Source organism: Providencia sp. PROV004, from assembly GCF_011045615.1.
Classification (GTDB): domain Bacteria; phylum Pseudomonadota; class Gammaproteobacteria; order Enterobacterales; family Enterobacteriaceae; genus Providencia; species Providencia rettgeri.
Window position 1 is genome coordinate 1,174,082 of the sequence record NZ_CP042859.1, and the last position, 22,922, is coordinate 1,197,003.

The window sequence follows — 22,922 nt, forward strand, 5'->3', positions numbered from 1 at the left end:
GAAGTGTGAGGGCAATAATGAAACCTATTAGCGTAACAATTTTAACCGGTTTTCTCGGGGCTGGTAAGACGACTCTCCTTAGCCATATTCTTCATGCTGAGCACGGTCATAAAATTGCAGTGATTGAAAATGAGTTTGGTGAAGTCCCCATTGATAACGCAATAATTGGTGATCGTGCGACACAAATTACCACATTAAGTAATGGCTGTATTTGTTGTAGTCGTTCGAATGAATTAGAAAATGCCTTATTAGACCTATTAGATGGCCTTGATAATGGAAAATTAGACTTTGAGCGTCTCGTCATTGAGTGCACTGGCATGGCAGACCCAGGCCCGATCACTCAAACTTTTTTTTCCCATGAAGTCCTATGCGAACGTTATGTGTTAGATGGCATTATTACACTAGTGGATGCTGTTCACGCTGATAAACAATTGAATGATTTTGCCATTGCTCAAGCGCAAATTGGCTATGCAGATCGCATTTTATTGACCAAAACAGATATTGAGCCGAATAACGAAGCTTTAATTGAACGTTTACAACGTATTAATGCGAGAGCACCGATTTACCCAGTTATTCAAGGTGATATCGACCTGAGTTTATTATTGGATATCGAAGGGTTTTTATTGGATTCACAGTTGAATGTCAAACAACCGACATTCCGTTTCGCGCCTAAACAACAAAATGAAGTCGGCTCGATTGTCCTTGAATTTAATTATCCTGTTGAACTGATGGCCGTTTCTCAAGTAATGGAAGACCTATTACTCGGTTTTGCAGATAACTTACTGCGTTATAAAGGAATTCTTTCCATTATGGGTGAACCAAAACGCTTATTATTCCAAGGTGTTCAACGCCTCTATAGTGCGGATTGGGATAGAGACTGGGAAGTTGATGAACAACGCCGCAGTGTATTAGTGTTTATTGGTATTGACCTACCAGAAGATATAATTCGTGAAAAATTCGCAGCCCTAGAAGTTAATTCAAAATAGAACAATTCAAAAAAATAATTTCAAAAAAGAAATTCAAAAAGAAATTCAAAACGAAATTCAAAGTCATTAGCGGCGTAGCAAGGCGGCAAAAGAGCCAATCCCTAGGAGCATACATAAGTATGTGACTAGGGTTGGCGAATGTAGCCAACAATGCTACGGCGTTAAGGGCGAAGAATTAGCGACGTAGCAAGACGGCAAAAGAAATAATCCCTAGGAGCATACACAAGTATGTGACTAGGGTTGGCGAATGTAGCCAACAACGCGACGGCGTTAAGGGCGTGCTTTAGCGGCCATAATTTCAATAATCTGCACGTCAGTATGTTTCATTGAACCCGCGGCTAAAGAACATAAATTGGCAATAGATTGGTCGACATCATCAGACACAATACCATCCGACCCTCTAACACAGCTATTATCTAATGCCATTAGCACGGCTTTATAAGCGGCACTCGCACTGGTTGACACCTTCATTGCACAACTGTTTGATGCGCCATCACAAATCATACCACTAACATCACCAATCATACTGGAAATTGCCATTGCAACGACTTCATAGCGGGATTCTAGTAACCAAGCAATGCCCGCGGCAGCTCCCATCGCCGCTGTTGTCGCAGCGCACAATGCCGATAATGCAGGAAGCTGGTTATGAATGTAGATTGCCATCAGATGGGAGAGCATCAATGCACGAGCCAGTTGTTCTTCTGAAGATTGTAGGTAATCAGCAGTCACAACAACAGGCATGGTGGCTGCAATACCTTGGTTGCCTGAGCCGGAGTTGCTCATTGCGGGTAATACGGCACCGCCCATGCGCGCATCTGAGGCGGCAGAGGTGCGGATCATAATTTCTGACATTAAGTCTTTTGAAAGCAGGCCACGGTCTCGCTGGGTTTGTAATGTTTTACCGATATGTAAGCCATAAACGTTGCGTAAGCCTTCTTGAGATAAAGCTTCGTTTAAATGTGCGGCTTCAAGAATAAAACGAATATCCTCTAAAGGTGCTTCGGTAGCAAATTGATAAACAGACTTGGCGGTGACGGGGGGCAGAGGGACATCAGCCGCACAGTCAACGGGCGATTCATGGTGAGGTTGAGCTGTTGTGGCATCAAATACGGTATGATTGTTATGAACGATTTTAACAATATTGGTATGCGACCCTGCAATGATGACGGTTGCGGATTCAGTTTGTGTGTATACCGTGGCTTCAGAGTAGATAACATCATCACAAGGGTGTTTGATATCTACAGTAATAGCTCCTTGCGCTAACATGGTTTTACTCAAAGCAATGGCATCCGCGGACGCTGATTTTAAAACTTCTAAACCTGCATCGGCATCGCCCCCAACAGCACCAAGCGCAGCTGCGATAGGTAGACCTACCATACCTGTCCCGGGGACGGTTACACCCATGCCATTTTTCATGAGGTTAGGAGAGACAAAAGCACAGACACGGATCACTTGCCCATCAAGAAATGAAGCGGCTTTAGCAGCAGCATATGCCAATGAAATTGGCTCAGTACAACCTAAGGCAGGTTTTACTTCTTGTTTTACTGCTTTGATAAAATATTGCCAAAGTAGTGGTTGTGATTGAGCATGCATGGCAAGTCCCCTTAATAAAATCTTTTTCGATTTTATTATTTTAAACAACAGTCTGGAGAAAAACTTCACTAAGTTAGGGGATTTAAAGAGAGTGAAGAGAAATATTATCTCTAATTTGAATTATAAAAATGAAAAAATTCTAATTTTGAGCCTGGTCACAAAAGTCCTGCCTATAAAATTCGGCAGGACTGAGTGATAACGGAACAGATTAGCTTTCTACATCAAGACGTTTACTTTGCCACTTACGTGAACGCCAGCGCCATGCATTCGTTAAGCCGCGTAACCATTCATCAGCAAAGAAACCTAGCCAAATACCTAAGAGACCCATCTCCATTTTTATGCCTAAGAAGTAGCCTAATGGGATAGCGACGCCCCACATAAAAATAATGGCGGTACACAGAGGAAAGCGGGCATCACCTGAGGCACGTAAGGCATTCACCATCACGATATTAATTGTTCTGCCGGGTTCTAAGAACACCGAAAGTAAGAACAATGGCAGCAATAATTCAATAATACCGTGGTCGTCCGTAATATTATTTAGGATAGGATCACGGAATAACCAAAAGGCAATAACGACACCAATTGTTACGTAAAAACCCATTTTGAGGCTTTTTACCCCGCGCCTAAAGGCATCTTCAAAGCGTTTTGCTCCAACAAGATGGCCAACCATAATTTCATTACCAATACTGATAGAGATACCGAACAGCATGATAAATAATGACAATTGGAAATAGAGTGTTTGTGCCGCAAGAGATGTTTCTCCCATGAGACCGATAAACGCAGATGCGGTCATAAAATGGAGGATCCAAACGAGGTTTTCACCGGCGGAGGGTAAGCCAATATGTAAAATTTTACCCAACATTTTTCGCGACCAGTGTATTAGCATCATTGGGACAAATTTAATCCTCAACCCATAAAACAGTAGGCAGAAGAGTAAAATAACGGCAACAATACGCCCAACGACAGTTGACCAAGCAACGCCCTCAAGGCCATATTGTGGTAACCCAAAGAAACCATAAAGAACAATGATGTTACCAAACACGGTAATCACATTAGCGATTAATGTGACCCACATTGCAGGCTGTGCTTTACCATAAACTCGCAAGCATGCGGCTAAAATAATTGAAATCGCTTCAGGAATTAAACATATCCCTAAAATACGTAAATAAGTATAACCATCAGCCATTAAATGTGATGGCATATTCATGATAGTTAGAATGCTATAGCCAAAAAATAATGCGACTAGCGCGCTAGAAAAACCAAGAATAAAGTTAAACGCGATTGAAATATGAATTGCTTGGCTGGCTTTTTCTCTGCGGCCTGCTCCTAAGTATTGGGCAATAACAACGCTACATCCCACACTTATAAAGTTAAAAATAGTAATAAATAGGTCAAACACTTGGTTTCCCACCCCCATAGCAGCAAGGTAGGCAGTAGAAACGTGGCTAACCATATAGGTATTAATTAATAATGTGGCCAAATGAAGAAAAATATCGATAAAAATTGGCCAGCTGAGCGAAAAGAGTGACCGCTCAGTCACATCAGATTGATGCATTGAGAACCTTTATATATTCATGAATGTTAGGGAAAGCTTGTTGAGTGGCTAATTCTACATGGATTTCAACAATGAAAATAGGGTTAAAATGCATCTGATTTAATTAGGCTAATGTTTTGTTTACTTTTAATTATTCTGTTAAATTTAATTTCGCTATATACCCTAAATAATTCGAGTTGCAGGTAGGCGACAAGGGAAGATAGGCGGGGAACATAGATAAACTATGTGACTCGGCGAGCTGAGCGTAGTCACTTATACCTCAACGAAAAGCGCTGCAACTTGAAGGATTACGGGTATAAATAATTTAATAAGCAACATCAGCACGGTATAGGAGTAAAAATGACAAAAATTAAAGCAGCAATAGTGGGCTACGGTAATATTGGCCGCTATGCACTAGAAGCTGTTCTGGCCGCTGAAGATTTTGAGTTAGTCGGGGTAGTTCGTCGCAATACACAAGATATTCCCGCTGAACTTTCAGCCTACAAAGTGGTTGATGATATTGAAAAACTAGGAGAAGTTGATGTTGCGCTACTCTGTTCACCTACGCGTGCAATCGGTCCATTAGCAGCAAAAATTTTAAGTTTGGGAATTAATACGGTTGATAGCTTTGACGTTCATTCAGATATTGTCGCTTTAAAACACAGCTTAGATGATATTGCGAAGCAACATAATAGCGTGGCAGTTGTTTCTGCTGGATGGGATCCTGGTTCGGATTCGATTATGCGAACTCTAATGTTAGCGATGGCACCAAAAGGGGTAACTTTTACTAATTTTGGACCAGGGATGAGTATGGGGCACAGTGTGGCTGCCAAAGCAATTGATGGCGTCAAAGATGCACTTTCTGTCACAATCCCATTAGGGACTGGGGTTCATCGCCGTATGGTTTATGTTGAATTAGAAAGTGGCGTGAATTTTGATGCAGTGACTCAAGCAATTAAAGCAGATAGCTATTTTTCTTCTGATGAAACACATATTCGTCAAGTCGATAGCATTGATGCATTAAAAGATGTTGGGCATGGTGTGCACATGACCCATAAAGGGGTTTCAGGGGCAACACATAACCAGTTATTCGAATATTCAATGCGTATTAATAATCCCGCACTCACTTCTCAGTTTATGGTTTCTGCCGCACGTGCGACCATGAAACAAGCTGCAGGTGCATATACCGTGATTGAAATTCCACCCGTGAATTTCTTACAAGGTGATTTAGATACGCTGATCGCCAAATTGGTTTAATTTCAATTTAATCTATCTGTGGCATGGCGAGTGTACGTTCATGCCATCTTGTCGATATTCCTTACACTTTATCTTATCCTGAATCCGCCATTCGGACTTTAGCCACTGTTTATTTTTTGTGTTATCAAGTAGCTTATTAGTAAAGTGATATTGATGACATGGAGTGAGGTAATGGTAAAGCCACCAAGGAATGGGAAAGATAACAACCAAGGTTTTTTCCCAAAACAATCTTCAGTAAAAAGTGTGAAGGAAACTCCGCATTCTTTCAGCATTATTCGTGCTTTTTCTAAAATAATAAATTATGGCTTTTCATTATTTTATGTCGGTTTTATTTTATCGGTATGGTTTTTTCCTGAATACTATACAGTAGAAATTATTTATAACCTGACACTGATCCTGATTTTTGAATTTATTTTAGTTCACTCAGGCGTCTTTATGGCGGTATTTCGTGATTGGCGAATATTAACGTTATTTGCCCTTTTCTATGGCCTTTTTGCTCTGGCTATTAATATGTCAGTCTTAGGGGATTCCCCATTAATTTTATATTTGTATAGTGCCACTGTCGCAAATCGAATGCTTTTTGGTTTAACCAGTCGAACAGAGCAAGAACGCTCTGAAAATATGGGCTATTCAGCGTTAATGGCACTCAATTTTATGTTCTGTATTTTCTCGGTGTTAATTTTATCTTTTCTCGTACCTTATGGCGGATTAACGCCTGAATATTTAAGGTCGATTGACTATTATTCGAGTATTTCTACGGGGGGCGAGTTTCCAGATAAACCCCATGTGGCTTTTGCCTTTGGCGTGCTCTATTTTGGTATGCCTATATTTATGGCTTGCCTAACACATTTTTTATGCAAAGGGCATTCTATTTACCAGGAAAAAGGGAAATAACTTTGTAGCTAGAAAGATAAAAAAACGCCTACCGAAGTAGGCGCCTGGTGTTGGCAAAATATAAAGTAAAAAACTAACGTGTAATTGATTTAAATTTTTGTGTGGTGGCGGTTAATGCCACTTCTGTTGGCAAACGTTCCATTGAGCTGGCACCATAGAAGCCATGGCAATCAGGGCAGTTGGCTAAAATGTATTCAGCATCTTCTGGGGTAGCTATTGGGCCACCGTGGCACAGAACAATCACATCTTCGCGTACTGCTTTTGCCGCTTTTGCCCATTCATTGATTAATGGCACACAATCTTTGAGCGTCAGTGCCGTTTCTGCGCCAATATTCCCGCCAGTCGTTAGCCCCATGTGTGGTACAATAATGTCAGCACCAGCTTGAGTCATCGCAATGGCATCTTCAGCACTAAAAACGTAAGGCGTTGTAAGTAAATCTTTTTCGTGGGCTAAACGGATCATTTCAACTTCTAACCCATAACCCATACCTGTTTCTTCTAAGTTGGCGCGGAAATTACCATCAATTAGACCGACAGTAGGGAAATTTTGCACCCCTGCAAAACCTGTTGCTTTGATATCATCAAGGAACTTATCGAATTGGCAGAATGGATCTGTTCCATTCACACCCGCAAGAACTGGCGTCTGTTTTACTACAGGTAAAACTTCTTTTGCCATATCCATAACGATTTCATTCGCATTACCATAAGCTAATAAACCTGCAAGGGAACCTCTACCCGCCATGCGGTAACGGCCTGAGTTATAGATAACAATTAAATCAATACCGCCCGCTTCTTCGCATTTCGCCGATAGTCCTGTTCCTGCGCCACCACCGATGATTGGTTCTCCCCGAGCAATCATGTCTCTAAATTTTTTTAATAAATCTGTGCGGTTATGTTTCATAATTAACCTCTATTATTTGTTCAAAATTTCCTGATGAAGCTGAATAACCTGATCACAAAACTCTGAGGAGTTAATATGATAAGGACTCAAAATAAGCTGTCTTTTCTCTGTTATTATTAAATTTGCGGTTAAAGTATCAATGAAGGCTTGGTCTGCGATAGGATCCCAAAATGGAGCACCTTCAACATCTAAAGCTGAGAAACCTGCTGTTGGAATAATAAAGCGCACTTCACCATGACAACGATTTAACTTTTCGGCAATCCAACGACCCATTTGCTGATTTTCTTCTTTGGTCGTTCTCATTAAAGTGACTTGAGCATTGTGATGATAAAATAAGCGATCTTGATAGTGTTTAGGCACAGTGGAAGGGCGACCAAAATTCACCATATCCAAGGCTCCACAAGACATCACGCAAGGGGTTTGAGTACGCTCAATAGCACCAAAGCGGTCTTCATCACATGCTAGTACGCCACCAAATAAGTAATCACACACTTCAGTGGTTGTAATGTCTAAAACAGAATGCAATAACTGGCTATCAATCAGTTTTTCCATGGCTTTACCACCACTGCCTGTTGCATGGAAGACTAGACAGTCATATTGGGCTTCTAACTGAGTTGTAAGTTGCTGGACGCATGGGGTCGTTACCCCGAACATGGTTAGGGCAATCGCAGGCTTTAAGTCGTGCGGTTGTTCTTCGCTATCAAACCAAACCGCTCCTGCAATTTGGTTGGCTGCATTTTTTAATACTTTACGGGAAATGATATTCAAACCAGACACATCAGTGACGGAGTACATCATCGAAATATCACTGGCGCCGATATAACCGGAAATATCCCCTGATGCCATCGTAGAAACCATTAATTTTGGAATACCTACAGGCAACACTTGCATGGCGGGTGTAATGAGTGCGGTTCCGCCAGACCCTCCTAAACCAAGAATAGCGGCAACATCTGTTTGTGCGGCAAGGTAAAGGCTAAAAGCGTGTGCCATGGCTTCAATGGCTTTACCGCGATCACCACAGAAAACGGCTTCAGCGCCAAGTGGATGAAAACTTGCAACGGCATGCGCGCTGATATCTGCGTTTTTATCTAATTGCGTTGGTTGTGTTGTCAGGTCAACGGTACGTACCGCCAATCCGGCGTTTTTGATTAATTCACTGACATAAAATAGTTCAGCACTTTTCGTGTCAAGCGTTGTTACAATATAAATAAAACCCGGATATTTTTTCATAGAAAAACCCTTTCAGAGTAAAACTAACGTTGAATTTTTCATCATAATGAGACTATAGTATCATTTTGTTTGGTTGTAAAATGAGATTGCAGTCTCATTTTACATTTTATGGTGAAGGGCATTGGTGTCTGGATGATATATCCTATTGATAAATAGAAATAAATTCTCAATAAGAGTCTTGAATTATTTTGAATGGATGTGGAAACTTATAATATTTAAATGTAATTATTCTGTCTTTTGTTATTACTTTTAAAATCATCTTTATGGATAAATTTTTACAAATTATCAATCAAGTATGTTTACCTATTCACACTTATATGTTTTCATGAGTATTAACTCGATTTATAGTAAGTGACAGTATTTTAAGGATAAATTAATGTCTAAAACTAATTCATACTCAGAATACAAAGGGACACGAAAACGGACCTATGTATTATTGGTTACGACGGCTTTAGATTTATTTGAAAAAGGGGCAATGCCTTCTGTTTCTGAATTAGCGCTTGAAGCGGGAGTTTCTCGTGCGACAGCTTATCGTTATTTTCCGACGCAGGCCGATTTAATTACTGCAACGGTTAATGAGAGCTTAGGGCCAATTTTAACTTGGCGCCCACAAAGTGAGCAAACTGAAGATCGTATTGACGAGTTATTAACCTATGCATTTCCGCGTATGTTTGAACATGAAGGTGTTTTACGGGCTGCATTGCAAGCGTCATTGCAGCAGTGGGCTCAGGGTCGAGCTGATCCACAAAATGTTAATGATAAGCGTCTAGAACGTGGAAATCGCAAAGAAATTCTTGCGATGGTGACATCGCCAATGAAATCAGAATATCCGCAAGAAATTATAGATAAAGTGATTAGAGCCTTTTCTGTTATTTATGGTTCCGAAATATTTTTAGTATTAAAAGATATTTGGAAAATGGATGATGCCCAAGTCACTGCGTTAGCTCAATGGATGTCCAAAGCAATAATGAATCAAGCTCGTGCTGATAATATAAAACGGAAAAAATAGTTTTATGGCTACGTTATGTTAATTTTAGTTAAGAGAAATTTTTCAAACCAAGTCAAAATAATAAGATCAAAACCTAATAAATAGATAAATTCTGGTGGATACCACTAGGGTAATAAATAAATAAAAACTAAAGTCATATGACTTAAAATAATATGATATAAATTAGGACTATAAAAAGACTTAATGGTTAATACCATATGATGAAATTATTAAAAATGTTAGGTGGGATTTCCATCTGTGCCTTGATTGGTGGCGGGCTGACTTACCTCGGAGTTCCCCTTGCATTGATGTTTGGCCCAATCATTGCCATTATCATTTTTCATCGTTTTGGTGTTTCGTTTGCCATCCCTAAACATACTATTACCTTTGTTCAAGTCACGCTCGGGACCTCTGTGGGCTTGATGTTTAATCAAGTATCACTTAATGAAGCAGACAATTTATTTCTTTTACTATTGATGCTAGTTGTCTGTTTGGCTGTACAATTTTCATTTAGTTTTTTTTGGTTTTACCGCAAAGTCGGTTGGACAAAACAAGAAGCGATGCTTGGCTCTGTCCCCGGTGCTATGGCAGCTATTCTGGCATTAACTGACCATACTCATACCCCACCTCAGAAAATTGTTATTTCCCATACAATTCGCTTAATTATTCTTATTTTATTAGCAGGAATTGTTGTGGGGAGCGATGGAGATCCTCAACCGATAATAGAATTTCCAGAATTGACATTAGTTGCAACGGGATGGCTAGTGCTCATTATTGCAGTTGGGGTAATTTCAGGGGCAATATTACAGCGTTTAAAAGTCCCCGCACCTTTTATGTTAACGTCATTAGCGGCAGCAACTCTTATTCAAGGTTGGGCGGATATCCCATTAAATTTCCCGTTGATGTTGACTGAACTCAGTATGGTATTAATTGGGATGAACATTGGTAACCATTTCATTGTGTTTCCACTTTCATCGTTAATTAAAAATATATACTCTTCGGCCCAAGTTGTGGTGGTTAATATCGTGCTGACTTTTCTTATCACGGTATTTGCCTCTTGGATTACAGGCTATGATATTTCGGTACTATTGTTAGCGTGGGCTCCGGGGAGTATGGAAGCGATGACATTCGCCGCAATCACCATGAATTTAGACGCGGGCTTTGTTATGTCAAACCATATTATCAGGATGGTAATTATTCAAAGTATTCCATCGATAGCGTTGTTTTGGCAAGAAAGAAGGCAAAAAAGAAATAGTCATTTAAAGTAAAGAAAGAAAACATGCAGGCGATATTTGGCATGTTTTCTTGATAGGCTTTTTTCATCTGCTTATTTGACGTAAGCAAAGAGGCCTAGTGAATCGCGAGCAAGAGACTGGCATTTAAACTCGGTGGTGAGTGGTATCCCTTTTAGATCACTATAACTTTCTTTGTTAAGAACGGTCATTTTTTCCGCATTATAGTTACTAAGATCCCATTTGTTACTTTTCGCAAAGTAAACAATAGCACGTTCAATTTCTCTATCTGGGATTTGTGAATACCCGCAATCATATTTTAGATAAATAAAAACGGCCGTGAGATCAGCAAGATCTTCAGCTTCGTTGGTGGAAAGAGCTCTGGCAGAATTGGTTATCCCTAACAGAGTCATTAAGCATGACATCAATATAAATTTGCGCATTCGTTATTCTATCTGTTTTCTATGTCAAGTTACGTTAGCATAAGAATAGAATTGTTAGTCAACTATATTTTTCTTAAATCCATGTAATAAACCCACATTTATGGAGTGGTTTTATTGACCTTCCTGTAAGGGGAAGCTTTATCATACCGTCATTAAACCATGTTTTGCTTCGAAAGTGTAATTTGTCATAAATCACACCACAGATGATTATCAATTTGATAAATAAAAGGAAGGTTATCAATGCTACGTCGCGATTTTCTTAAATTAAGTGCTATCACATATGCTGCAAGTGCGCTGCCTATTTGGAGCCGCATCGCGGTCGCAGCGGGAAATTATCCAACATTAGCGATCCCCCCCTTATTGGAGCCTGATGCGCAAGGTAACATTCAGTTGGTTATCCAGAAGGGCGTTTCACAATTTGTTCCTGGAAAGCAAACGACAACATGGGGTTATAACGGCAATTTATTAGGCCCTGCAATTAGCTTGAAAAATGGACAGAATGTTAATATCAATATTGTTAACCAACTGGCAGAAGACACGACAGTTCATTGGCATGGTTTAGAAATTTCAGGTGAACAAGATGGCGGCCCCCAAGCAATAATCGAACCAAACGCAAGCCGAAAAGTGAATTTTACGGTAAACCAAAGTGAAGCGACATGTTGGTTCCATCCTCATACTCATGGAAAAACCGGCTATCAAGTGGCTATGGGGTTAGCAGGCCTTGTATTAATTAAAGATGATGACAGCACAAAGCATGGCTTACCAAACGATTGGGGTGTTGATGATATTCCAGTCATTTTGCAAGACAAACGCCTAAAAGATGATGGCCAAATTGATTATCAACTTGATGTGATGAGTGCCGCAGTGGGTTGGTTTGGCGATATCATGCTAACGAATGGTGCTGTTTATCCTAAACATGTTGCCCCGAAAGGTTGGATACGATTAAGGTTATTAAATGGCTGTAATGCTAGAAGCTTAAATATTTCCACCAGTGATGGACGTAAAATGTATGTCGTTGCGAGTGATGGTGGTTTATTAGCTGAGCCGATTGCGCTAACCGAATTACCTATCTTGATGGGAGAGCGTTTTGAGGTATTAATTGACGCCTCCGATGGCCGCGCATTTGATTTGGTAACGCTACCTGTCGGGCAAATGGGAATGACGATTGCACCATTTGACCAGCCTTTGCCAGTGCTGCGTATCGAAACAACGTTGACGAAAGGGGAAGGTGACTTACCATCAACACTAGCAGCCATACCCGCGATTCCTTCTCTTGCTGGCTTAAATCGCCGTCGTTTCCATTTAATGATGGATATGCGCTTAGATATGCAAGGCATGATGATGTTGCGTGAGAAATATGGCGATCAGGCGATGGGGAATATGGGCGGTCATGGTGCAATGATGGGGAATATGAACCACGGTAACATGAATGCAGGTAATATGAATCATGGAAATATGAATGGCAAAATGGGAAGTGGCGGCCATTGTGGTACAGGTTCTGATGGCTTGGATATTCATAATGCGAATACTATAAATGGGCAAGTTTTCTCAATGACGCATCCTGCATTCAACGCTCCTATGAATCAACAAGAAATTTGGGGCGTTTCAGGACGCGGTGATATGATGTTGCATCCATTCCATGTTCATGGCACGCGTTTTCGTATCCTAAAAGAAAACGGCCAAGCCGTAGAGCCTCATCGTCAAGGATGGAAAGATATTGTCAAAGTAGAAGGGCAGGTGAGTGAAATTTTAGTTGAATTTAAACACCCTGCAACACAACAGCACCCTTATATGGCTCATTGCCATCTCTTAGAGCATGAAGATACAGGGATGATGTTGGGCTTCACTGTGAGTTAACAGCCACATTTACTTTCAGAGAAAATGTAGTGTGAAATTTTAGCACTGCATTTTCCTTTATTAGTATATGCGTGCTGCCTATGATAAAATTACGCGCTTTCCATTCCCATAGATGCGTAATAGAAGATGAAACATACCCTTGAAGTGATGATCTCTGAAGAAGAGATTGCTCAGCGAATCAGCGAATTAGCCGATAAAATTAGTGCTCATTATCAAAAACTTGATGGTGAATTAGTCCTTGTTGGCTTACTAAAAGGTTCATTTATTTTTATGGCCGACTTATGCCGTAAGATTGATGTTCCCCATGAAGTCGATTTTATGACTGTTTCAAGTTACGGTAATGCGATGACATCAAGCCGTGATGTTAAAATTGTCAAAGACTTGGATGAAGATATTCGCGATAAACACGTCTTAATTGTTGAAGATATTATTGATTCAGGTAATACCTTAAATAAAGTACGTGAGATTTTCGAATTACGCGGCCCTAAATCTGTCGCTATTTGTACATTGCTGGATAAACCTTCACGTCGAGAAGTACAGGTTCCTGTTGAGTGGATTGGTTATTCTATCGAAGACAAATTTGTGGTGGGTTACGGTATTGACTACGCTCAACAATATCGCCATTTACCTTATATTGGCCATGTAACGTTACTTGAAGAATAAAACTTTAGAATAGCATGAATAAAAAGGGCAGCGTAAGCTGTCCTTTTGTTTTAATATAATATTAACAACACGTTATATCTTAATTTTAATTGTTTACTCTCATTTGTTGTTAATGATAAATTTGCTTTAATTGAATTTTATTTTCTTTTTTTTAGTCAATTGAAAGGAAAGTTTTTTATATTTTAATTATGCTGATTTGGGGATTAATAAGAAAGAAGCTCTTAATTATAAGAGCTTCCAATTTATATTTTAAATTACTTTTTTTGAGTTAAAGTAGAAATGGCTTCACGGTAACACAATTCAAGTTTTTCTCGACTATCGGCAGTAATATGTAAGTCTTGTAATCGACCATTATTAATCCCATATACCCAGCCGTGGATCATCACTTTTTGGCCACGTTTCCATGCAGACTGCATGATCGTTGAATGCCCTAAGTTATAAACTTGCTCAACAACATTTAACTCACATAAACGGTTAAGACGCTCACAAGGCTTTAATTCACCCAACATAGAGCTATGTCTGTACCAAATATCTCTTATGTGTAATAGCCAGTTATTAATTAAGCCAAGTTCGGTATTATCAACCGCCGCTTCAATACCACCACAGCCATAGTGGCCGCAAATAATAATGTGCTCAACTTGTAAGACATCAACCGCATATTGAATGACTGATAAACAGTTTAGGTCAGTGTGAATGACTAAGTTGGCAACATTACGGTGCACAAAAAGGTCCCCAGGTGCCGCGTTAATGAGTTTTTCTGCAGGTACTCGGCTGTCAGAGCAGCCTATCCATAAGAATCTCGGCTTTTGTGCTTTTGATAATTCTTTGAAGAATTCGGGGTCTTGTTCATTGACTGATGCTGACCATGCTTCATTGTTAGCAAACAGCTCTTCGATTTTTCTCATCATGACTTATAGCCTAGTTGTGTTACTTTGCGATAAAATCTTATACAACATTTATTGATTAATTAATAATTAGTTATACTAATTTTAATGCCCTTATGATGAACCTGTCTTTTAGACAAGACAACCCTAAATTTATAACATATTGAATTATATTGTATAAACTAATTATCTCTTTTCTGCATAACATAGAGCAGAAAAAAGTGGCATCATGGTGATATATTGCCTTCAAACCGTTCTAAGAATAAAGGTTTTTTTTACATATGACATATGCACTTGAGTTATCGCAGTTAACCAAAACCTACCCAGGTGGTGTGAAAGCCCTGAAAGGGATTGATCTGAGCGTTGAAGACGGTGACTTTTACGCATTGTTGGGACCAAATGGCGCGGGTAAATCAACTACAATAGGGATCATTAGCTCGCTGGTAAACAAAACAAGCGGGTCTGTAAAAGTATTTGGTTATGATTTAGAAAAACAAGTTGTGCAAGCAAAGCAGCAACTTGGATTAGTGCCTCAAGAGTTTAATTTCAATCCATTTGAAACGGTATTACAAATTGTCCTTAACCAAGCCGGTTATTATGGGGTTACGCGTTCTGTTGCGGTACAACGTGCAGAGCAGTACCTAACCCAACTTGATTTATGGGAAAAGCGTGATGAGCGGGCACGTAATTTGTCCGGTGGTATGAAACGCCGTTTAATGATAGCCCGTGCATTGATGCACCAACCAAAGCTATTAATTTTGGATGAACCCACTGCGGGTGTTGATATTGAGCTTCGTCGCTCAATGTGGACATTTTTAAAGAATCTTAACGCTCAGGGGACGACAATTATTTTAACAACTCACTATTTGGAAGAGGCTGAAATGTTGTGCCGTAATATTGGCATTATTCAACATGGTGAATTAGTTGAAAATACTAGTATGAAGCAATTACTGAGCCAATTAGAATCAGAAACCTTTATTTTTGATTTAATGCCAAAAAGTCCGATCCCTCAATTATTAGGGTATGAATCTCGTTTGATAGATACTTCAACACTTGAGGTGGATGTTAAAAGAGAGCAAGGTCTAAATAGTGTCTTTAGCCAATTTAGTGAGCAAGGTGTTCAGATTTTAAGTATGCGAAATAAAGCAAACCGATTAGAAGAGTTATTTGTTAACTTAGTTAAAAGAGAAAGTAATGCAACCGAGAAGGAGATTGCAAGATGATCTCATTATATTGGGTCGCATTGAAAACCATTTGGATAAAAGAAGTCACACGGTTTGGTCGTATTTGGATACAAACACTATTACCACCGGTGATCACAATGTCGCTGTATTTTGTGATTTTTGGTAACTTAATTGGTTCTAGAATTGGTGATATGGGTGGTGTAGATTATATGCAATTCATCGTCCCTGGGTTAATCATGATGGCGGTGATCACTAATTCATATTCAAATGTTTGTTCTTCTTTCTTTGGCTCTAAATTTCAGAAAAATATCGAAGAATTACTGGTAGCCCCCGTTCCGACGCATATTATTATCGCAGGTTTTGTCGGCGGTGGTGTTGCTAGAGGGATTTTAGTGGGTTTTCTTGTTACATTGGTATCGTTATTCTTTATTCCATTGCAAGTGCATTCATGGGCAATGGTAGTCATAACGTTATTGCTAACCGCAATTGTATTTTCACTTGCTGGCTTACTAAATGCTATCTTCGCAAAGACATTTGATGATATTAGTATTGTTCCAACCTTTGTCTTAACACCATTAACGTATTTAGGTGGTGTATTTTATTCACTATCGCTGTTACCACCGTTTTGGCAAGCCGTTTCTAAACTGAACCCAATTGTGTACATGATCAGCGGCTTTCGTTATGGTTTTCTGGGAATAGCCGATGTTTCTATCGCGATTACGTTAGGCGTCTTAATGATTTTCTTAGTCGTCTTTTATGCATTAACATGGTTTTTGATTGAGCAAGGTAGAGGCTTAAGAAGTTAAATTTTGGGCTGAAATTGTGTAAAAAAAACGGCTTTTGGTACTTAGCGTAATCAAAAGCCGTTTTTTATTGAGATGTATATAAATGGCAATACTAATCAAATTGTTGGATAAATAAAATCCAACATTATGCCACTTGAACAGGGACTGCTTTTGCGATGCGACTCATTTTATTGTTTTCATCAAAATAAGCCACTTTTGGCTTATGTAGGCGCGCATCTTCATCTTCCATTTGTACATAAGAACAAATAATCAGCTTATCACCAACCGCAGCGCGGCGGGCAGCAGCACCATTAACCGAGATGATTTTTGAGCCCCGTTCGCCTGAAATTGCGTAAGTCGAAAAACGTTCGCCATTATCAACGTTGTAAATATCAATGGCCTCGTATTCAAGGATCCCAGCGGCATCCATAAAGTCCTGATCAATCGCACATGAGCCTTCGTAGTGTAAGTCTGCTTGTGTGACTGTGACGCGATGGAGTTTGCCTTGCAACATTCTTCTTAACATGTCTTCTTCGTCCTTCAAATTGCAGCGTTGTTGACTACGTGCGCTCGCCCTAGTCACATATTTATGTATGCTCCTAGGGACTCACTTACTTGTCGCCTAGCTGCAATCTGAATGACTTTGAATAAAATCATAGTGCCTTCAAAACTGCAGCGTTGTTGACTACGTGTATATAAGTCGCAACAGGCTTAGCAACGCAGCAAGATGGTTGCTGTGATAGTGTTATAAGTCTTATTGTTTTATGCAATATTACTTGGTAGGTCAACTTGTAAATTGTCAATAAGACGCGTTTGACCTAACCATGCCGCCATTAAAATAACCGCACGTTTACTGGACTCACCAAGTGGTAATAATGTATCTGCATCGCGAATAAATAGCTCATCAGGAGTAAAGCCGGCTTCTCGTAAGCTATTGTTCATCTCTTCAATAATAACTTCAGATGCATCAGGTTCAGCCACTAATTTTTCACCCGCTTGTTGCATAATTTGATACAGCTTAGGCGCTGTTTTTAGCTCTTCCGCTGACAAATTATTGTTGCGTGAGCTCAGTGCTAGACCATTCTTGGCTCTAACTGTTGGGACGCTAACAATTTGTGTATCAAATGATAAGTCAGCAACTAACTTGCGAATTAATTGTAATTGCTGGTAATCCTTCTCACCAAACAAGGCAATATCTGGCTGTACTAAGTTGAACAACTTAGTAATAACCGTTGCGACACCTTTAAAGTGCCCAGGGCGGCTTGCGCCTTCTAATATGGTCGATAACTCTGGAACTTCAACAAAAGTCTGTTTTTCCATCCCTTCTGGGTAGAATTCTTGAGGGGAAGGCGCAAAAACCAAATTGATGTCACGACGTTTTAGTTTTTCGCAATCTTCTTGCAACGTTCGTGGGTAATTGGCTAAATCAGATTGCCTATCAAATTGCATCGGGTTAACGAAGATACTGGCAATCACAACATCAGCTTGTTTTTTTGCTTGGTCAATGAGTGTTAAGTGACCATCATGTAAATTACCCATTGTTGGGACAAGTGCAATACGTTTGCCTTCTTGTTTCCAGCGGCGGATTTCACGGCGTAAGATAAGCGCCGTTTCAACGATAAGCATACGTGTGTTCCTTATAATTTCTGACATCAATTAAGAAAAAGAATGGGCTTCACTTGGGTAAATGCCATCTTCCACTTCTTGGATATACATACGAATAGCATCATGAAGGTTGCCCGCTTGAGCTAAAAAGTTTTTTGCGAATTTAGGGGCTCGTGCGGTAATACCCAGCGCATCATGCATAACAAGAATTTGTCCATCAGTCCCATTTCCCGCACCAATACCAATCACGGGCAATAGTAGCTCTTCCGTAACATGATTGGCTAAGGTGGTTGGGACACATTCAAGAACCAACAATTGGATGCCTGCATTTTCTAGTGCAATCGCATCTTTGAGTAATTGATTGGCGGTGACTTCATCACGTCCTTGGACTTTATAACCGCCAAGGACATTGACGGCTTGTGGCGTTAAACCTAGATGGCCACACACAGGAACAGAGCGTTCTCCTAGCATTCTTACCGTATCACATAACCAACTGCCACCCTCAATTTTGACCATGTTTGCGCCTGCCTGCATTAAAATAGCCGCATTGGCGCAAGCTTGTTCTGGTGTGGCGTAACTCATAAATGGCATATCTGCAATAATGAAGGCATTTGGCGCGCCTTTGCGAACGCATCGGGTGTGGTAAGCAATTTGCTCGACAGTAACGGGTAAGGTGGAGGATTCACCTTGAATCGTCATTCCCAGTGAGTCTCCAACGAGCATCACTTGGATACCTTGCTCATAAAATAATTGAGCGAAGCTTGAGTCATAGGCTGTCATAGTTGCAAATTTGTGTTTGTCTTTTTTAAACTGACATAAATCAGCCAGAGAAATTGGTTTCATTATAATAACCTCCGGAAATGATCTCCCTGCGACCATACCTCATAAGAGGTTGAACATTTCAGGCTGGAATATCCCAAAACGTTAGGCCATTTCGAGGGACTTGTGTGAGTCTTTCTGAAAGCTTTTCGCCATCAGGAAAAACAAGAGAAGGGGCGATTTCACTAAGCGGATACAACATAAATTCACGCTCTTTTAGCCCATAATGTGGAACGATCAACCGTTCAGTATTGATGATACGGTTACCAAAAAGCATGATATCGAGGTCCAGCGTTCGTGGCCCCCAACGCTCCTCTTTGCGTACACGCCCCAGCTCAAGTTCGATTTTTTGTGTATAGTTGAGGAGAACTTCGGGCTCAAGAGTTGTTTCAAGTAACACAGCCAGATTAAGAAAATCTGGCTGATTTTGCGGGCCTAGAGGCTTAGTTCGATAAACAGAAGAGGTAGAAACAACGCGGCTATTGGGTATCGCATCTAAAGCTGCAATAGCTTGCTGTGCCTGTAATAGTGGCTCACCAAGGTTACTTCCTACAGCAATATAGACTTGTTCCATTATATTCTCTCTATCTATTATGACTTATTTGACCGACGTGCCCCAGAACCGCCTTGTGATGAACGTGGACGATGGCGGCGGCGAGTGGGTGCATTGCCTAATTCCGAAATCATTTCACGCTGTTTGATATTATTTGCTTGCTGAAAATCAGTCCACCATAACGCTAGCTCTTGTAACTCGTTGCGGTGCTCGACATTAGCTCTTAATTCTAATAAATCAAACGCTGCACGGAATTTTGGGTGTTCCATTAATTTATTGGCACGACGGCCTTGGCGGCGAGGTAAGCGTAACTGCAATAACCAAATATCACGCATTGTGGTTGTAATGCGTTTTGGGATAGCAATTGAACGGCACTGCTCGTCTAGAATATCATTCATTGCCAGCGCAAAGGCGTCGTAATAGGCCAACCCACCTTCTTGAGATAACTTCTCAGCATGCTCTGTAACTGGGTACCATAACATAACAGCAAATAAAAAAGCAGGGTTAACACGCTTATCATTTTTTAGTCTGAAGTCAGTATTTTTAAGAACTTGCTCAATGATTTTTTCCATTGGCGAATCACTGTTATCTGTAAAACGGCTTGCGACAACAGGGAAAAGTTGCTCAAACAAACCATACTTTTTGAGCATTTTATAGGTAGCGTAACCTTGGCCTGCTTGGAGTAATTTGAGAGACTCTTCAAATAACCGAGCAGATGGAATTTCTCTCAATAAATGAGCAAGTTGGTAAATTGGCTCAGCGGTTTTTGGTTCGATGCTCATATTTAATTTGCAGGCAAAACGTACCGCTCTTAGCATTCTAACAGGGTCTTCACGATAGCGCGTTTCAGGATCACCAATTAGACGAATAACGCCAGCTTTGAGGTCATTCAAGCCATTGACGTAGTCACGTAATGTGAAGTCTTCAATGTTGTAATATAGACTGTTAACGGTGAAGTCCCGACGAATCGCATCTTCTTCAATGGAGCCAAAGATGTTATCGCGCAATAGCATGCCGTTTTGTGCTTGTGCAGATAAGTTTTTGTCATCTGATGCATTTTGGTCATGGTGGCCACGGAAAGTTGCAACTTCTATGATTTCGGGGCCAAACATAATATGTGCCAGCCGAAAACGGCGACCCACTAAACGGCAGTTACGGAATAATTTGCGGATCTGTTCAGGCGTTGCGTTTGTCGTAATATCGAAGTCTTTAGGTTTTTGACCTAAAAGCAAATCACGCACACCACCACCCACTAAGTAGGCTTCAAAGCCACTTTTGTTTAAGCGATACAGCACTTTTAATGCATTGTCACTAATATCACTGCGTGAAATAGGGTGCTCGGAACGCGGGATAACAGTAATGTTTTCGTCGTTTACGGTTGTCATTGTAGGGCGCTTCTCAGGTGTTGAATCGGCACGTTGAGATTGACGAACCGTTTTTTTAATAGGGGTTGTTTTATGGGGTTGAGCTGTGTTCTGCTCTTTAGATGCGGTTTGCGCATGAGCAGAATGAGTGACTGGCCTTTTACCGGCTGCCTGTATATCTCGCGAAGGATCACGATGTTGTACTGCATCTTCAGGGGATGCGTCTGTATTGCGAGATAAAATATTACGGCAGAAATTTGCTACTCGGTTAAAAATAGTACACCTCGATGTCATTACCAATATTCATTAAACAAAATAAGCGGCTAATCATAGCTCACAGAAGTTTCTTTGAGAATGGTTAAACGAATAAAAGTCACCTCTAATTATAAACGTTACCAATAAAATTTACGTAAAATAATAGCCAGAAAAGCGTTCTCGCTATAGGCGGATACGATTAGAAGCCTTATTTTAAGCGATTTTTTGTTGTCAGTTAATTATTTAAGCTCAAACTGTAGAGCAAAAAAATAACATAATCTATTTGCGTAAAAAATTATGTGAAAGTAAATATTTATCTTATTTAAAGGTGAGTGAGAGGCGATCGTGGCCATCAACAGGCAGAAAATAGGGAGTAGGATGGGGTTGACTTGATGGTTAATGTAAATCAAAAGTCAGGAGCGGAACATGTCAGGAGTGGAACATAATAGCATGAAGCGTTTCCCTTGTAACGGCGCAGTAATATGCGCCGTTCAGGACTCCATATAGACACTAGCCTGCCATTTGCTTTTCGCGAATTTCTGCTAATGTTTTACAGTCGATACATAAATCAGCGGTAGGACGGGCTTCCAAACGACGGATACCAATTTCTACACCACATGATTCACAATAGCCAAAGTCGTCATCTTCAACTTTTTTCAGCGTTTTTTCGATTTTCTTAATCAGTTTACGTTCACGGTCCCGGTTACGTAATTCAAGGCTGAATTCTTCTTCCTGAGCGGCTCTATCAACGGGGTCTGGAAAGTTAGCTGCCTCATCTTGCATATGAGTAACAGTCCGGTCCACTTCATCTCTGAGTTGATTGCGCCATGCTTCGAGAATGAGCTTAAAATGCGCCAACTGGGCCTCGTTCATGTACTCTTCGCCAGCTTTTTCATGATAGGGTTCAACCCCAGCAATGGCGAGAATGCTTAAGGACGATGTCTTACGTTTTTGCCCTTCTTGCATAATGCTTCTCCTACACACGCAAATTTTACAAAAACCCCAAGGGGGAAAAATTAAGGTCGCTATAAATAGCAGAAGACTGCTCTCTTGGCAATCGTTCCTGCAATGAGTTTTGTAATGCTGTGAGGGCGAGCGTGTTTATTCCCTTTTTAGCGCCCAGAACTCTGCGGCCTCGTATAAAAATCGGTTAAAAAAACTTTATTTAATAGAGTTAAAGTGAATCTGCTTACTTAACACCATTTGTTGAACAGTTATATCAGCTTGATAACAAAGCACTTCAACACCACTTTGTCTCGCTGCCTCTAATAATTGCGCATATTGCTTATCAATATGAGCCGCTGCTGATGCTACGTGAATACCTGTGTGCAAAGCAACAAACAATAGTATGGCTCTTTTTCCTTCTTTCGCAATATGCATGAGCTCTCTTAAATGCTTTTGGCCTCTAAGTGTCACTGCATCAGGAAAGAATCCTTGATTATTTTCGAGTAAAGTTACTGATTTTACTTCGATAAAGCAATCTGGCAATCCATTTTGCGTTAGAAAAAAATCGATTCGACTATTTTCTGTGCCATATTTAACTTCAGGTTTTATTACACTATATTCAGATAATTCTGGAATGTGTTTTTCGGTTAATGCTTGTGCAACTAATTGGTTCGCACGAAGGGTATTAATGCAAATAAAATGGCCGTCTGCGGTTTGGGTTAACTCCCAACTATACGGGTATTTGCGTTTTGTATTATTGGAAGTCGAATACCAAATGGTATCACCAGGGGTAGCACAACCTGTCATAGCGCCTGTATTTGCACAGTGAATGGTAATTTCTTCACCGCTCGGTAAAGTGACATCAGCCAAAAAGCGCTTGTAACGCTTAATTAAAGTAGCTGGTTGTAAGGCGGGTTCAAATTCCATGGGGTCTCCGCTATCGTTGTCGG

The 22,922-nt window shown here is 40.3% G+C and carries 22 protein-coding genes; 9 read left to right on the forward strand and 13 right to left on the reverse strand.

Features of this window, described 5'->3' with window-relative positions:
• Window positions 1-17: 17 nt before the first annotated feature.
• The gene (gene yjiA / locus FVA69_RS05175) at window positions 18-986 is read left to right on the forward strand and encodes a GTPase (protein ID WP_109912036.1); all 969 of its coding nucleotides are present in this window, start codon (window positions 18-20) and stop codon (window positions 984-986) included.
• A gap of 270 nt (window positions 987-1,256) precedes the next feature.
• Here yjiA and FVA69_RS05180 read toward each other — a convergent pair whose 3' ends face one another.
• Together FVA69_RS05180 and FVA69_RS05185 are read right to left on the reverse strand one after the other, a co-directional pair.
• Window positions 1,257-2,579: a serine dehydratase subunit alpha family protein gene (locus tag FVA69_RS05180; RefSeq protein ID WP_109912037.1), complete on the reverse strand. Its 1,323-nt coding sequence runs from the start codon at window positions 2,577-2,579 to the stop codon at window positions 1,257-1,259.
• 208 nt (window positions 2,580-2,787) lie between these two features.
• Window positions 2,788-4,134: an MATE family efflux transporter gene (locus tag FVA69_RS05185; RefSeq protein ID WP_004913749.1), complete on the reverse strand. Its 1,347-nt coding sequence runs from the start codon at window positions 4,132-4,134 to the stop codon at window positions 2,788-2,790.
• Between the two features lie 339 nt (window positions 4,135-4,473).
• On the opposite strand from FVA69_RS05185, the gene FVA69_RS05190 reads away from it, so the two are divergent.
• Both FVA69_RS05190 and FVA69_RS05195 read left to right on the forward strand, forming a co-directional pair.
• Entirely contained in the window at window positions 4,474-5,370 is an 897-nt protein-coding gene (locus tag FVA69_RS05190; protein ID WP_109912038.1) for a diaminopimelate dehydrogenase, read from the forward strand.
• 171 nt (window positions 5,371-5,541) lie between these two features.
• Window positions 5,542-6,264 carry a hypothetical protein gene (locus FVA69_RS05195; RefSeq protein ID WP_004913743.1) on the forward strand — a complete coding sequence of 241 codons (723 nt, stop codon included), beginning with the start codon at window positions 5,542-5,544 and terminating at the stop codon, window positions 6,262-6,264.
• A gap of 73 nt (window positions 6,265-6,337) precedes the next feature.
• On the opposite strand, the gene FVA69_RS05200 is transcribed toward FVA69_RS05195, so the two are convergent.
• Complete coding sequence (locus FVA69_RS05200; RefSeq protein WP_004913739.1) at window positions 6,338-7,165, reverse strand: phosphoenolpyruvate hydrolase family protein; 828 nt, start codon at window positions 7,163-7,165, stop codon at window positions 6,338-6,340.
• 12 nt (window positions 7,166-7,177) lie between these two features.
• Window positions 7,178-8,395 (reverse strand): Tm-1-like ATP-binding domain-containing protein, encoded by a 1,218-nt coding sequence (locus FVA69_RS05205; RefSeq protein ID WP_109912040.1) that lies wholly within the window; start codon window positions 8,393-8,395, stop codon window positions 7,178-7,180.
• A gap of 376 nt (window positions 8,396-8,771) precedes the next feature.
• On the opposite strand from FVA69_RS05205, the gene FVA69_RS05210 reads away from it, so the two are divergent.
• Together FVA69_RS05210 and FVA69_RS05215 are read left to right on the forward strand one after the other, a co-directional pair.
• Window positions 8,772-9,404, forward strand: a complete 633-nt coding sequence (locus FVA69_RS05210; RefSeq protein WP_109912041.1) for a TetR/AcrR family transcriptional regulator — start codon at window positions 8,772-8,774, stop codon at window positions 9,402-9,404.
• Window positions 9,405-9,601: 197 nt separating this feature from the next.
• Window positions 9,602-10,651 (forward strand): AbrB family transcriptional regulator, encoded by a 1,050-nt coding sequence (locus FVA69_RS05215; RefSeq protein ID WP_110732211.1) that lies wholly within the window; start codon window positions 9,602-9,604, stop codon window positions 10,649-10,651.
• 59 nt (window positions 10,652-10,710) lie between these two features.
• Here the strand turns inward: FVA69_RS05215 and FVA69_RS05220 are convergent, their stop codons facing one another.
• A complete protein-coding gene (locus FVA69_RS05220; protein WP_004913725.1) occupies window positions 10,711-11,058 on the reverse strand; it encodes a YacC family pilotin-like protein in 348 nt (115 codons plus the stop codon).
• Between the two features lie 240 nt (window positions 11,059-11,298).
• Between FVA69_RS05220 and cueO the strand changes: the two genes are divergently transcribed.
• Both cueO and hpt read left to right on the forward strand, forming a co-directional pair.
• Entirely contained in the window at window positions 11,299-12,915 is a 1,617-nt protein-coding gene (gene cueO / locus FVA69_RS05225) for a multicopper oxidase CueO (protein ID WP_164528499.1), read from the forward strand.
• Between the two features lie 126 nt (window positions 12,916-13,041).
• Entirely contained in the window at window positions 13,042-13,578 is a 537-nt protein-coding gene (hpt, locus tag FVA69_RS05230; RefSeq protein ID WP_004260548.1) for a hypoxanthine phosphoribosyltransferase, read from the forward strand.
• Between the two features lie 254 nt (window positions 13,579-13,832).
• Here hpt and can read toward each other — a convergent pair whose 3' ends face one another.
• Window positions 13,833-14,486: a carbonate dehydratase gene (gene can, locus FVA69_RS05235; RefSeq protein ID WP_042851647.1), complete on the reverse strand. Its 654-nt coding sequence runs from the start codon at window positions 14,484-14,486 to the stop codon at window positions 13,833-13,835.
• Between the two features lie 257 nt (window positions 14,487-14,743).
• On the opposite strand from can, the gene FVA69_RS05240 reads away from it, so the two are divergent.
• Together FVA69_RS05240 and FVA69_RS05245 are read left to right on the forward strand one after the other, a co-directional pair.
• Window positions 14,744-15,685, forward strand: coding sequence for an ABC transporter ATP-binding protein (locus FVA69_RS05240; RefSeq protein WP_004913716.1), 942 nt, complete (start codon window positions 14,744-14,746; stop codon window positions 15,683-15,685).
• A complete protein-coding gene (locus tag FVA69_RS05245) occupies window positions 15,682-16,452 on the forward strand; it encodes an ABC transporter permease (protein ID WP_004913713.1) in 771 nt (256 codons plus the stop codon). Before FVA69_RS05240 ends, FVA69_RS05245 begins: the two co-directional genes overlap by 4 nt.
• 124 nt (window positions 16,453-16,576) lie before the next feature.
• Here FVA69_RS05245 and panD read toward each other — a convergent pair whose 3' ends face one another.
• The 7 genes from panD to sfsA all read right to left on the reverse strand — a co-directional run bounded on the left by panD (window position 16,577) and on the right by sfsA (window position 22,899).
• Window positions 16,577-16,957, reverse strand: a complete 381-nt coding sequence (gene panD, locus FVA69_RS05250) for an aspartate 1-decarboxylase (RefSeq protein ID WP_109912045.1) — start codon at window positions 16,955-16,957, stop codon at window positions 16,577-16,579.
• Window positions 16,958-17,193: 236 nt separating this feature from the next.
• Complete coding sequence (gene panC, locus FVA69_RS05255) at window positions 17,194-18,057, reverse strand: pantoate--beta-alanine ligase (RefSeq protein WP_004913709.1); 864 nt, start codon at window positions 18,055-18,057, stop codon at window positions 17,194-17,196.
• Window positions 18,058-18,087: 30 nt separating this feature from the next.
• Window positions 18,088-18,879 carry a 3-methyl-2-oxobutanoate hydroxymethyltransferase gene (panB, locus tag FVA69_RS05260; protein WP_004913707.1) on the reverse strand — a complete coding sequence of 264 codons (792 nt, stop codon included), beginning with the start codon at window positions 18,877-18,879 and terminating at the stop codon, window positions 18,088-18,090.
• A 58-nt stretch (window positions 18,880-18,937) separates the two neighbouring features.
• A complete protein-coding gene (gene folK, locus FVA69_RS05265; protein WP_004913705.1) occupies window positions 18,938-19,429 on the reverse strand; it encodes a 2-amino-4-hydroxy-6-hydroxymethyldihydropteridine diphosphokinase in 492 nt (163 codons plus the stop codon).
• 17 nt (window positions 19,430-19,446) lie between these two features.
• On the reverse strand, window positions 19,447-20,793 hold the full coding sequence (pcnB, locus tag FVA69_RS05270; protein WP_206608472.1) for a polynucleotide adenylyltransferase PcnB: 1,347 nt from the start codon (window positions 20,791-20,793) through the stop codon (window positions 19,447-19,449).
• Window positions 20,794-21,537: 744 nt separating this feature from the next.
• Window positions 21,538-21,993, reverse strand: a complete 456-nt coding sequence (gene dksA / locus FVA69_RS05275; RefSeq protein ID WP_004260494.1) for an RNA polymerase-binding protein DksA — start codon at window positions 21,991-21,993, stop codon at window positions 21,538-21,540.
• 195 nt (window positions 21,994-22,188) lie between these two features.
• On the reverse strand, window positions 22,189-22,899 hold the full coding sequence (sfsA, locus tag FVA69_RS05280) for a DNA/RNA nuclease SfsA (RefSeq protein ID WP_004913698.1): 711 nt from the start codon (window positions 22,897-22,899) through the stop codon (window positions 22,189-22,191).
• Between the last annotated feature and the right edge of the window lie 23 nt (window positions 22,900-22,922).